Here is a 12206-nt window from a genome sequence, read left to right as displayed (position 1 = left end):
ATTCCGCTCCGTCATGCCAGACTGTCCTTGCACTTTCCCACGATGATACGCGACGCGCCTCCGGATTTCGTGATTTCGGAGAGCGGAACGCCGAGTTCCTCCGTGAGGATCTCCATCACCCGCGGCGAACAGAATCCGCCCTGGCACCGGCCCATGCCGGCCCGCACACGCCGCTTCACGCCGTCAAGGCTGCGCGCTCCGGGCGAGCGGCGGATCGCCTCGCGGATCTCGCCTTCCGTTATGGATTCACAGCGGCAGACAATCCGCCCGTAGGCCGGATCCTCCCGGATCAGCCGGTTCCACTCTTCCGCGGAGAGCGATTTCGTGTCCGTGATCCCCTTGCGGCGTCCGTCAAATTCCGGGTTCTCCGGAAGGCCGAGCCGCTCCGCCGCCATGTCCGATACCGCTTTCCCGATCGCCGGCGAGGAAGCAAGTCCCGGCGACTCGATTCCCGCGCAGTCGAAAAAGCCCGGCGCGTTCGGTGCCTCGCCGATGACGAACTCATGTCCGTCCTCATGCGCCCTGAGTCCCGCGAAGCTGGTGATCGTCTCCCGGATCGGCAGCCCGTCCACCGACAGCGCCGCCCTTTCCGCCACCGACGCCAGCCCCCCGGCCGTCGTCCCGACGCCTTCCCGGTCGTCGATATCCTCCGCCGTCGGCCCCACGAGCAGGTTGCCGTGCACCGTCGGCGTCACCAGAACGCCTTTCCCGAACCGTCCCGGAAGCTGAAAGACCGTGTGGGTCACATACCCGCCCGCCTCATGATCCAGCAGGTCGTACTCACCCCGGCGCGGCGTGATATGAAGCTTCCGCGGCGACACCATATTATGAAAGACGTCCGCGTACAGCCCGGCCGCGTTCACCACGGCCCGGGTTCTCAGCGCGCCGTCGGGCGTCTGCACGATCCACTCCTCTCCGCGCCGGGACACCGCGGTCACCTCGGCGCCGAACCGGAACGTAACACCGTTGCGGACTGCGTTTTCAGCGAATGCAGCCGTCACGCCGAACGGGCAGGTGATGCCGCCCGTCGGGGCCCAGAGAGCCGAGACAGCCCGGCTGCTGACATGCGGTTCCAGACGGCGCAGTTCCTCCTGCCCGATAATCCGGAGTCCTTCCACGCCATTAGCGATGCCGTTTTCATACAGCGCCTCCAGTCTCGGGCGGTCCGACTCGTCCAGCAGCAGAACCAGCGAGCCGTTCATCCGGTACGGAAAGTCCAGTTCCTTCGCCAGATCCGGATACATCCGGCTTCCTCTCACATTGTACAGGGCCATCTTCGATCCGCGCGGCGCGTCGAACCCTGCGTGGACGATGGCGCTATTGGCCTTCGATGTCCCTGTGCAGACATCCTCGCCGCGTTCCAGAACCAGAAATCGGCCGCGGTAACGGGACAGATAGCGGGCAGCCGAGCATCCCGTGACGCCGGCCCCGATCACGATCACATCGTAAAGAGACATATATCCTCCTTCGCCCTTTGCGCGGGCGCAGCTGTTCAAACCTGCCTTCATTCTAGTTTCGAGCGGAAGCGAATGCAACAAAATAGCCTGATTTTACGCAATCCTTACATGCAGCGAACCGGGAACGCTCTCCGTCGGAATGACACGCCTCTCCCCGAAACGGCGCGTCCTGTGCCCCCGGTGCCCGCCGCCTCACGATCACTGCCATCGGCTTGCTCATGCTGCACCCCCTGTGCGCCCCGGGCACACCGCATCCGGAGGACAGCATCCGGGGACTTGCGCCATGCGTCCGAAACGCGCATTCACTCCCGGCGGACGCACAAAGACCCCGGACGACGCGTTTCCGCGTCGTCCGGGGTCCGTCCGTGCCTTTCGATCCGTCCGGGCTTCTTCGCCCGGGCCATCCGGTTCTCAGGCGAAGTAGCCTCCCTTGATGTATCCCGTCGTGCCATTGTAGCTCACCTTGAACCAGTTGTTCGCCTCTTTCGTCTTCATCGTGACGGTTCCGTTCTTCGGAATCACCAGAATCACGTTGTCCGCCGAGGTCGACATGGAGCTCCGGAGATTCAGATTGACCCGGACCTTCTTCCGCTCCGGATCGATGGAGCCGATGCCGAGCCGGGACTTGTCGTCCGTGAAATGCCCGCCGCGGATGTAGCCTGTATCGCCCTTGTAGGATACCTTGTACCAGTTATCGCTCTCCTCGCTCAGAATCGTCACGGTTCTCCCGCCGGGAATCGTGCGGATCACATTGCGATCATCCGCCCGGCTCATCGAGCTCCTCATGAAGAGATTCTCGGCGACGGTCCTGGTCCAGCTCCCGCTGTCGGAGGAGCCGCCTGCACTCAGATACTTTGAGTAGATATACCCTGTCGTGCCCTTATAGGTCGCCTTGTACCAGTTCGTGCCGCCGGACTTCCCCGAAACGCTCACCGACGCTCCGGACGGCACCACCAGAAGCACCTCCGAGCGGGAGCTGGCCGCCGCCCTCATATTCACCCAGCAGGTCGCCTGCATCGACGTATCCGCCTGCGCGGCCGCAGCCGGTCCGATCAGACAGGTCAGAACCAGCAGCAGCGCCGCTGCCGCCGCCAGAGTCCGTCTCCAGTTTCTCATCTTCATAGCGTGCCTCCTTTCGCCTCTTATTTCACGTCTTCCGCTCCGTGCCTCCGGCCGCTCCGCCGCCTTCCGCATACCGCATACCGCATACCGCCGGCTTCTGTCTCCCGGCCCCCGTTCCTGTCCGCGCCTGCGGTCCTCCGGCATCCGTTTTCCGCTCTCCACGCTCTTCGTCCGGCAGGATCACGAAGCAGGAAGTTTCATCTATCTATATCATAGGACGCCGAAGACAGAATGCAACTTAATATTTCTAAATTTTCCAATAAATTTCTCTTTCGTTTTTCAGTATTCTGTTACATTCTCTGTTCCGCGACCGCAGAAAAGCCGCCGGAAACCGGTGAATGAATCACCGGTTTCCGGCGGCTTTGCGCGCGGAGAAGGAGGGATTTGAACCCTCGCGCCGCTGTTAACGACCTGCACCCTTTCCAGGGGTGTCCCTTCGGCCAGCTTGGGTACTTCTCCAAGATGCTCGAACCATGAGCGATATGAATGCAGCCGCATCCGCGACAGCAATAGTGATTGTAGCAGAGGGGCGAAGAAAAAGCAAGTATTTTCCCAATAAACAATCGGCATGCATTGTATATTCACAGAACAATTTTGGTTGACGGAAGCAAACCTGTCCCGTTATACTTGAAATTGTGCAAAAGTTCCAGAAAAAAGGGAGCTATATTCCGCATTCTGCTCATATGCGCAGACAATCGGAACAGATACGGAAGGAGGGTACAATGGGCTACAACGAAGATATGAAGGAATACGCCGCCTCGCTCAGAGATCAGGTGATCCGCATGGACACGATCCCCGACGAGCTTTACAAAAAATATGACGTCAAGCGCGGGCTGCGGGACATCAACGGCCGCGGCGTCGTCGCCGGCCTCACCAGCATCTCCCGGATCTCATCATTCCGCGAGGAAAACGGCGAACGGATTCCCTGTGACGGGGAACTCTGGTACCGCGGCTACAACATCCGGGATCTCGTCAGCAGGTATTCGGCGCACCGGTTCGGTTACGAGGCGCTCGCCTATCTGCTGCTCTTCGGCTCCCTGCCGGACGAGACGCAGCGCGCCGATTTCATCCGGATGCTGAGCGAGGCAAGGGATCTCCCCACGAATTTCACCCGCGACGTCATCATGAAGGCGCCGACAAAGGACATCATGAACTCCATGACGAGGAGTATCCTGACGCTGGCGTCTTACGACAGCAACGCGGCGCCCACCGATGTCGACAACGTGATCCGGCAGAGCATGAACCTCATCGCCGTCTTCCCGATGCTGGCGATCTACGGCTTCCACGCCTACAATCATTACGAAAACCTCGAGAGCATGTACATTCACCGTCCCGATCCGAACTGTTCGACAGCCGAGAACATTCTGATGATGCTTCGTCCTGACAGGAAGTACAGCGCCAACGAAGCCCGTGTGCTCGACGCCGCGCTCATGCTCCATATGGAGCACGGCGGCGGCAACAACTCCACCTTCACGACCCGTGTCGTCACATCCTCCGGCTCCGACACCTACGCGACGATCGCCGCGGCAATGTCCTCTCTCAAGGGACCGAAGCACGGCGGCGCCAATATCAAGGTGATGGAGATGATGGACAACATCCGGGAAAATGTCCGGGACTGGAAGGACGACGACGAGATCCGGGAGTATCTCTCGCGGATGCTGATGGGCTCCGTCTTCGATCACAAGGGTCTGATCTACGGGATGGGCCACGCGGTCTACTCCGTCTCCGATCCAAGAGAGCGGATCTTCAAATCCTTTGTCTCCTCTCTCGCCGAGGAAAAGGGACGCGAGGCGGATCTTGATCTCTACAACCGGATCGAACGCATCGCGCCGGAAGTCATCGCCGAGCGGCGCCACATCTACAAGGGCGTCTCTCCGAACGTGGACTTCTACAGTGGCTTCGTCTACAACATGCTCGGGATTCCGGTGGAGCTCTACACGCCGATCTTCGCCATCGCCCGGATCAGCGGCTGGAGCGCCCACCGGCTTGAGGAAATCGTCGGGATGGGCAAGATCATCCGTCCGGCCTACCAGTCCGTGATGAAGGTCGCATCTCCCGCAGAAGAGGCATGAACCCAAAAAGCGGCGCCCGCCGTCCCTCTCCGGACGCGGGCGCCGCTTTTCACTGATGATGACGCTGTTTTTCATGATACATCACCCGGTCGGCCGCCGCGATCCGATCCTCCGGATCCGCGCCTCCGGCCCCGCCTTCCTCCATCCCGACCGATACATTCACCGGGAACGGGAACGCTCCGGATTCGTTCACGGAATGGATCCGCGTCTTCAGCCCGCCGACAAACCGCCGGGCGTGTTCCTCCTCAAGGAACAGCGCGATGAACTCGTCGCCTCCCCACCGGCCGTAGCAGTCCGCCGGTCCGCCGTTTTCCTCAAAGGCCTCCCGGATCGACTCCGCGACAGCCCGGATCAGACGGTCGCCCATCTCGTGGCCGTACCGGTCGTTCGCCCGCTTCAGATAATCGATATCCATAAAGACGACCGTTCCCTCGCCCGCGGCGACAGTCATTTTCTCCGTCACCGAGGCCCTGTTCGGGATCCCCGTAAGCGGATCAAGATACGCCAGACGGAGCAGCTCCGTCTGACGGATCCGCATTTTCAGGTCCTCCTGACGCTGAAGCAGGGCGCTCACGCCGATCGCAAGAAAATAAAAGAGCAGTCCGACGCCCGCGAAATCGAACCGGGCTGCGGCTGCCATCCAGTCCGGAAGGTCGATGACAGCCCGGAGCCGGAACATCAGAATCTCGGCGAAGCCGAAACCGGCCAGCACCCCGATGCCAAGGATCTTCAGTCTTTCCTCCATCTGCACCTTTTTTCTGTAAGAAACCGCCCTGACGAAAGCAACCGCGAGCGTCACGGCCATCAGAATCCGGTACAGATGAAGCATATCCGCCAGATCCAGCTTGATCGATGAGAAGGACATCGCGAAACCGACAAGCATATCAACGGCGAGTACCATCGTCATTGACTGGCAGAAGCTTCTGAACCAGCTGCGCCTGACGGTCAGCAGAAGGTAAGTCATAAACGGCAGCCAGGCCAGATAGAGGACGACATACTCGATATTGGAGCAGAGCGCGGGGGCCAGATGAAACAGGTAAAAGACCTGATGATAGCCGAGATACCACAGAGACAGAAGAAGTACGAAGGCGGACAGCGCAATCGATTTCCGCAGTTCCTTATCCCGGCGATGGAGGGCCGTCAGGCTCTGGTAAATCAGAACAAAGGCGGCCACGACGGCCGTCACCAGAAACAGCAGCAGGATCACAGGATGCGTAACCAGCGGATACAGATTCACCTCATCCGTCGGCATGATGCAGAGACGCGTGTGAAACGACCCTCTGTTCAGCCCGTACGAACGGATCGAGATCTCGACGGAAGAGCCCCACGCATCCTCCGGGATTTCGCAGTGCACGAACAGGGTGCCGATCGTCTGATGGGCGGACGCCGCGTCCATACCGGCGCTGTACAAAAGCCTTCCGCTGCAGACGATCTGAACGGTGGCGCTGTCAGCATGAAGCGCCAGCGAGCAGGAGCGGCCGTAACAGGGCGACGCAGGCATCGGTGCGCTGATCACCAGCGTCTCACCCGGACCGATCACCCAGTCCTTCGGCTTCAGCTGTGTGCGGCTGAGCACGCCGTTCTGCGAATAAATATCCGCACGGGCGCTTCCGGTCAGCTCCGTGCGGTCAATGCTCTGGCGGAAGACGCCGTCAAGACAGATCAGAAAGAGAACAACCGTCAGAACGGCACGGGTAAGAGCATGAAAAAGCTCTCTCCGCTTCACCTTCACATCCCGTCAGCTCCCTTCCTTTCTGTCTTATCTTTCATCTCACTCAATCGGAATCCGCACGACCTTTCCGTCTCCGTCATTCTTCTCGTGCAGCTTCCCGTCGAGGGAAGCAAGGATCATATCCCGAAGAACGATCCCCTTCTTTTTAAGATAGGTGCTGCTCGCCAGCCCCGCGTCCAGCGCGGCGACCCCGATGGTGACGCCAAGAAGAATCTTATCCCGTTTCAGCATGGCCTCTGCCTCCCTTCGTGCTCTGGATCCGATACGTGATCCGCGTCATCAGACGGTCTCCCGGAAAACGGGAGAGGACAACGCCGAGCTTCATCATCGCGCCCGGCACCACCAGCATCTGCCCGGCGAGCGCGCCGTCGACGCCTTTTTTCGCGGCAAATGCAGCTGCCTGCCCCGGCAGAGGACGGTCAATTCCCGCCGTCCTGTTGAACGGGGTATCCACAGGTCCCGGGCAAAGAACCGATATTTTCACCGGACTGCCCGCGCGGCGCAGCTCCTCATGGATCGCTTCCGTGAGCCGGACCACATAATTTTTCGACGCGTAGTAGCCCGCGAACAGCGGGCCCGCCATAAAACCGGCCGAGGACCCGACGTTCAGGATCACGCCCCGGCCCCGTCCCATCATATCACGGAGAAAGAGTTTTGTCAGGATATGGACCGCCGTCACGTTGACATCGATCATCCGCAGCTCTTTTTCAAGATCGGTCTCCGCGAAGGGTCCGTATACGCCCAGCCCCGCGCAGTTCACGAGAAAGTCAACCGGCAGATCCTTCATCTCGTCATGAAGGGATACGCACGCCTTTCTGTCCGCCAGATCATACCGCGCCGTCCGCACCGAGACGCCCGCCGCGGCGAGCTCCTTTCCCGCGTGTTCGAGCCTCCCGGCGTCTCTTGCGGTCAGTATCAGGTCATAACGAAGCGACGCGAGATAGCGGGCGATCGCAAGGCCGATCCCCGAACTCGCGCCGGTCACAAGTGCCAGCATATTTTGATTCTCCCTTATCCGGTGTCCGGCCCGCCGCTTCACTCCAGATACAGCACCGGGCGTCCTTCGGCCAGCGTCTTCTTCATATCGAGAACCCGCTGGTTCTCCGAACCGCGGAAGGTCAGTGCAAGATTCCGCCGCTCCAGAATAAACGGGCCGTCCACCAGCACGTCGATCAGCGAAAGAAACTCGTCCGTCACCCCGGTGTGCTTCCGCTGCCCCGGAAGCAGGTCGCGGTCATAGACAAAGCCCGTGAAGCACCAGATCGTCTTGTCCGGATGCTCCTTCTTCAGCCGTCTCGCCAGCCCCGCCAGCACCTGCTGGTTCTCCGGCTCCATCGGCTCGCCGCCGAGCAGCGTCAGCCCGTCCGTCAGCGGCTGATCCAGCCAGCGCAGAATATGCTCCTCCACCTCCGGCGTGTATTCTTTTCCGTAGCTGAAGTCCCAGGTATCCGGCTGAAAGCAGCCCTTGCAGTGATTGGTGCACCCCGAGACGAAGAGCGTGATCCGGATGCCTTCTCCATTCGCGATATCGTATTCCTTGATCATCCCGTAATGCATGGCCGCTTCCTCAGTCCGCGAAATGCACTTCGCCGCTCACCGGCTCCGGTCTGCGCTCCGACGCTTTCTCCGCTTTCTCTCTCCCGATGTTGCAGCCGGGGTGACCCAGATCACAGTTGTTGAGGCATCCGCCGCAGCGCGGTTTCTTCTTTCTCAGCTTTCCGGCGATAAACGGCATCGTGAAAGGCGCCGTCACCACGGCCGCCACCACGGAAAGCACAACGACCGCCCGTTTCCTGATTCTTTTCATAAATAAAGACCTCCGTCAGACTGATTCCTATCCGTATCATAACAGCTTTCCGGAGATGTGGACACATCTGTTTTACATTCCGTTTACATTTGTCTTCGATTGTCTTTGCCCTGCCTCAGCTGATCAGCACCATCATCAGGAAGATCATCGCGAATCCGGCCGCGTCCCAGAGCGTAAACACGCTCCCCAGAAGCGTCGCCGAGATCACCGCAGCCGTGACCGGTTCCGCGAATCCGTAGAGCACCGCCTTCTGCGGACCCGCCAGCTTCACGCCGGTGGCGTAACAGTTAAAGGCAAGCACATTGCCGATGAGGACGACGAACGCGATCCCCGCCCAGCCCGCGGCGGTCGGCACATAGTGCCGGGTCCACGGACGGAAAACCAGCGAAAGAGACAGCCCGCCCCCGAGGAAGGCCCATGCCTGCAGGACGGAGACCGGATAGCGCCGCAGCAGTCGGACCGGAGCCACATTGTAGATCATGACACAGACCGCGCTCAGAACGCCGGTCAGAAGCGCGGTCGGCGGAACCGCCAGATGGGCCGGATCTCCGTGCGTCACGATCAGCGTCACGCCGCCGATCGCCAGCGCGATGCAGAGCACCTCGCGCCGGCGCGGCCCCCGCCGTCCGATGAGACAGGTCCAGAGCAGCACCATGATCGGAGCCAGATCCTGAAGGATCGTCCCGATTCCCGCCGAGGAGAGCTGGATCGTAAGGAAATAGAGAAACTGACATCCGCTGACACCGGCCAGACCGTAGAGGAGCAGATCCCGCCGGAGAGTCTGATTCCGCCAGGGTCCGAACAGCCGCCGTCCGTACCGGAACAGACAGTAGACGAAGAGGATCACCCCCGCGGAACCCAGCCGGATCGGAACCAGCCACCGGCTGTCCATTCCCTCGTGGCGAAACAGGTACTGGCCCACGCTCCCCGAGCAGCCCCAGCAGACGCCTCCGAAGACGGAGAGCAGAGCGCCGGCGAGACGGCTTCCCTTCGAGCTCTGCCTTCCCTTCCCCGACCCGGCTCCTTCTCTTCTCTTTTCCCCGTCCGCCTGCCTCTCTCCCTCCGCCGGGCAGGCTCCGGCCGATGAAGTCCGTACGCGGACGGCTGCCGGCTGCATGTCCATCCGATCCTGTTGTTCTGACACCCTCAAGTCTTCCCCCTTCGGCGCGTCCTCACCGGACGCCGCACGCTGATCATTCTGATACAGATCATAGCCGCGCACAGAGCGGCTGGCAACCGTGAAACTTTGACACCGGCCGTTTTTCTGCTATACTCGTAACGAAATCCGATGAGAAAGACAGACGGGGCGGAATCCAATGATCATCAAGACGAAAAGCAGGGAAGAGACCTTTGCGCTCGGACGCGCGATGGGACGGACGGCAGAACCGGGAGAGGTCATCGCGCTGACCGGTGATCTCGGCGCCGGAAAGACGACCTTCACGCAGGGCTTCGCCGCCGGGCTCGGCATCACCGAACCGGTGACGTCGCCGACCTTCACGATTCTCGCTGTCTATGAGGGAGGCCGTCTGCCGCTCTGTCATTTTGATATCTACCGCATCGAGGAACCGGAGGAGATGGACGAGATCGGCTACGAGGACGCCTTCTACGGAGACGGCGTGAGCATCGTCGAATGGGCCGACGTCGTCCCGGAAATCTTCCCGGAGAACACTGTCCGCATCGAGATCCGCCGCTGCGCGGAGGGCGATGACGTACGGCTGATCCGGATCAGTCCCGATTCCGCCCTTCCTCCGGAAGCGGCTCCTTCCCTCACCTGAAAGGAATTCCATGAAACTGATCGCGCTCGACTCCTCCGGCCTTGTGGCAAGCGTCGCCATACTGGAGGATGATCTGCTTCGCGCAGAATATACCGTCGATTACAAAAAAACGCACAGCCAGACGCTGCTTCCGATGCTGGACGCCATCGCGCGGATGGTGGAGCTGGATCTTTCCACGGTCGACGCCATCGCGGTGGCCGCCGGTCCCGGCTCCTTCACCGGGCTCCGGATCGGATCCGCCACCGCCAAGGGGCTCGGACTCGCGCTCCGAAAGCCCATCGTCGAGGTGCCGACGCTGGCCGCACTCGCCTGCAACCTCCCGGAAGCGGGCGGCCTGATCTGTCCCGTGATGGACGCGAGACGCCAGCAGGTTTACAACGGGTTCTATCGTTTCCGCGATCACCGGCTCGTGACCCTGAAGGACCAGCGCGCCCTCTCCGTCCCGGATCTTGCCGCGGAGCTGAACAGGATGAACCCGGAGGGAGGCGTTATCCTGCTCGGCGACGGCGTCGCGGCCTACCGGCCACTGCTCGATTCCCTCATCAAAGTGCCGCACTGCTATGCGCCGGCCAACGCAGGACGTCAGCGTGCCGCCTCCGTGGCGGTGCTGGGCGCGCGGCTCTTCCGCGAGGGGCGCGCCGTCCCGGCCGAGAAGCACGCGCCCGTCTATCTCCGTCAGTCTCAGGCCGAACGGGAGCGTGCTCTCCATGACGGCGGAGCCGCCGCGGGCCGCGATCCGTTTTCCGCCGCGGCCGCTACACCGAGAGTTCACCTCCATCTGAGTCCTCAGGCGCTGGCCGCCACCGGCAAGGTGACGATCCCCTCCGGCGACGCGGAAGGCGAATATGTGAAGATCCCGGAACAGGCAGTCGTCCGCGAGATGACCGTGGATGACATCGAAGCCGTCGCGGCGATGGAAGAGACGGACTCCCAGACGCCCTGGAGCGCCAACGCGCTGCTCACCTACTTCATGCGCGACGACACGGTGCTCCTTGTCGCGGAGGAGGACGGTTCTCCCGTAGGATTCTGCGGCATTCTGCTGATCCCGCCCGAATCCGAGGTACTCGACATCACAGTCAGCCACGCGAAGCGCCGCCGGGGCATCGGCCGGAGGCTGCTTCTGGCCGCGATGGACGCGGCCGCCTCGCGGGGCGCTGACATTACCTATCTTGAGGTGCGCGAAGGGAATACACCCGCCCGCCGCCTCTATGAATCGCTCGGCTTCTCAGCCTACGGCCGGCGCGAACGGTACTACACCGATCCCGTCGAGGACGCCATCGTGATGAAGCGGGCACGGAAGGAGACATAACATCCCATGTTAGACGTTGCATTGCTCGGAACCGGAGGCATGATGCCGCTGCCGCGCCGCTGGCTCACGTCCTGCATGATGCGGTACAACGGGAGCAGCCTGCTGATCGACTGCGGCGAAGGAACACAGATCGCCCTCCGGAAGCTGGGCTGGTCCTGCAAGCAGATCGACACGATTCTGATCACCCATCTGCACGCGGACCATATCGCCGGACTTCCCGGTCTTCTGCTCACCATGGGCAACAGCGACCGCACGGAACCCGTGACCGTCTACGGTCCGAAGGGGATCGACCGTGTCCTTCAGGCCGCCCGTGTCTTCGCGCCGGAACTTCCCTTCCGCATCCGCACAGTGGAATTCCGCGACCCGGAGGAAACCTTCTCCGCGAGCGGACTGCGCATCACGGCGTTCCGCGTCAATCACAGAGTGATCTGCTACTCCTACTGCGTCGAGGTGCTCCGGGGCGGACGCTTCGACGTGGAGAAGGCGAAGGCCAACGGGATTCCCCTGAAGCTCTGGAACCCTCTTCAGAAGGGCGCCACGGTGGAATACGAAGGACGGACGCTGACTCCGGATCTGGTTCTCGGCGAAAAACGCCGCGGCATCCGGGTCGTCTACTCGACGGATACGCGCCCGACACCGGATATCGCCCGGTTCGCATCGGACGCCGATCTTCTGATCATCGAGGGAATGTACGGCGATCACGAGAAAGACGCGGACGCGCGCCAGAAGAAGCATATGACGATGCCGGAGGCCGCGGCGATCGCATGCAAGGCGCAGCCGCGGGCGATGTGGTACACCCACTACAGCCCCTCCCTGCTCCGCCCGGACGATTACATGGAGGAGATCCGGAAGATCTTCCCGCGCGCGCTCGCGCCGCGGGACGGCGTCAGCGTATCGATTCCCTTTGACGATGATGAGACGGAGTGAAAACG

General features: G+C 61.4%; 12 protein-coding genes and 1 tRNA gene. 4 read left to right on the top strand and 9 right to left on the bottom strand.

Features of this window, described 5'->3' with window-relative positions:
* Window positions 1-11: 11 nt before the first annotated feature.
* The 3 genes from G4C92_RS09820 to G4C92_RS09810 form a co-directional block, all read right to left on the bottom strand.
* Window positions 12-1457: an NAD(P)/FAD-dependent oxidoreductase gene (locus G4C92_RS09820; protein ID WP_274939683.1), complete on the bottom strand. Its 1446-nt coding sequence runs from the start codon at window positions 1455-1457 to the stop codon at window positions 12-14.
* 411 nt (window positions 1458-1868) lie between these two features.
* The gene (locus G4C92_RS09815; protein WP_274939682.1) at window positions 1869-2579 is read right to left on the bottom strand and encodes an SH3 domain-containing protein; all 711 of its coding nucleotides are present in this window, start codon (window positions 2577-2579) and stop codon (window positions 1869-1871) included.
* A gap of 369 nt (window positions 2580-2948) precedes the next feature.
* Window positions 2949-3038, bottom strand: a tRNA-Ser gene (locus G4C92_RS09810).
* Between the two features lie 281 nt (window positions 3039-3319).
* Between G4C92_RS09810 and G4C92_RS09805 the strand changes: the two genes are divergently transcribed.
* Window positions 3320-4651: a citrate/2-methylcitrate synthase gene (locus G4C92_RS09805; protein ID WP_334299945.1), complete on the top strand. Its 1332-nt coding sequence runs from the start codon at window positions 3320-3322 to the stop codon at window positions 4649-4651.
* 49 nt (window positions 4652-4700) lie between these two features.
* Here the strand turns inward: G4C92_RS09805 and G4C92_RS09800 are convergent, their stop codons facing one another.
* The 6 genes from G4C92_RS09800 to G4C92_RS09775 all read right to left on the bottom strand — a co-directional run bounded on the left by G4C92_RS09800 (window position 4701) and on the right by G4C92_RS09775 (window position 9334).
* Window positions 4701-6377, bottom strand: coding sequence for a GGDEF domain-containing protein (locus G4C92_RS09800; protein ID WP_274939681.1), 1677 nt, complete (start codon window positions 6375-6377; stop codon window positions 4701-4703).
* 45 nt (window positions 6378-6422) lie between these two features.
* On the bottom strand, window positions 6423-6614 hold the full coding sequence (locus tag G4C92_RS09795) for a hypothetical protein (protein ID WP_274939680.1): 192 nt from the start codon (window positions 6612-6614) through the stop codon (window positions 6423-6425).
* Window positions 6598-7380, bottom strand: a complete 783-nt coding sequence (locus G4C92_RS09790) for an SDR family NAD(P)-dependent oxidoreductase (RefSeq protein ID WP_274939679.1) — start codon at window positions 7378-7380, stop codon at window positions 6598-6600. The genes G4C92_RS09795 and G4C92_RS09790 overlap by 17 nt, the downstream gene beginning before the upstream one ends.
* Before the next feature lie 38 nt (window positions 7381-7418).
* On the bottom strand, window positions 7419-7940 hold the full coding sequence (nrdG, locus tag G4C92_RS09785; protein ID WP_274939678.1) for an anaerobic ribonucleoside-triphosphate reductase activating protein: 522 nt from the start codon (window positions 7938-7940) through the stop codon (window positions 7419-7421).
* A 10-nt stretch (window positions 7941-7950) separates the two neighbouring features.
* The gene (locus G4C92_RS09780; protein WP_274939677.1) at window positions 7951-8190 is read right to left on the bottom strand and encodes a hypothetical protein; all 240 of its coding nucleotides are present in this window, start codon (window positions 8188-8190) and stop codon (window positions 7951-7953) included.
* 115 nt (window positions 8191-8305) lie between these two features.
* On the bottom strand, window positions 8306-9334 hold the full coding sequence (locus G4C92_RS09775; RefSeq protein ID WP_274939676.1) for a DMT family transporter: 1029 nt from the start codon (window positions 9332-9334) through the stop codon (window positions 8306-8308).
* Window positions 9335-9506: 172 nt separating this feature from the next.
* Between G4C92_RS09775 and tsaE the strand changes: the two genes are divergently transcribed.
* The 3 genes from tsaE to G4C92_RS09760 are packed head-to-tail and all read left to right on the top strand — an operon-like array spanning window position 9507 to window position 12201.
* Window positions 9507-9965, top strand: coding sequence for a tRNA (adenosine(37)-N6)-threonylcarbamoyltransferase complex ATPase subunit type 1 TsaE (tsaE, locus tag G4C92_RS09770; protein WP_274939675.1), 459 nt, complete (start codon window positions 9507-9509; stop codon window positions 9963-9965).
* Between the two features lie 10 nt (window positions 9966-9975).
* The gene (gene tsaB / locus G4C92_RS09765) at window positions 9976-11274 is read left to right on the top strand and encodes a tRNA (adenosine(37)-N6)-threonylcarbamoyltransferase complex dimerization subunit type 1 TsaB (RefSeq protein ID WP_274939674.1); all 1299 of its coding nucleotides are present in this window, start codon (window positions 9976-9978) and stop codon (window positions 11272-11274) included.
* Between the two features lie 6 nt (window positions 11275-11280).
* Window positions 11281-12201 (top strand): ribonuclease Z, encoded by a 921-nt coding sequence (locus tag G4C92_RS09760; RefSeq protein ID WP_274939673.1) that lies wholly within the window; start codon window positions 11281-11283, stop codon window positions 12199-12201.
* The last annotated feature ends 5 nt before the right edge of the window (window positions 12202-12206 follow it).

Source organism: Chordicoccus furentiruminis (assembly GCF_019355395.1).
Classification (GTDB): Bacteria; Bacillota; Clostridia; order Lachnospirales; family Lachnospiraceae; genus Chordicoccus; species Chordicoccus furentiruminis.
Note: the sequence above shows the minus strand (reverse complement) of the source record. Positions and strands in the feature narration are given on the sequence as shown.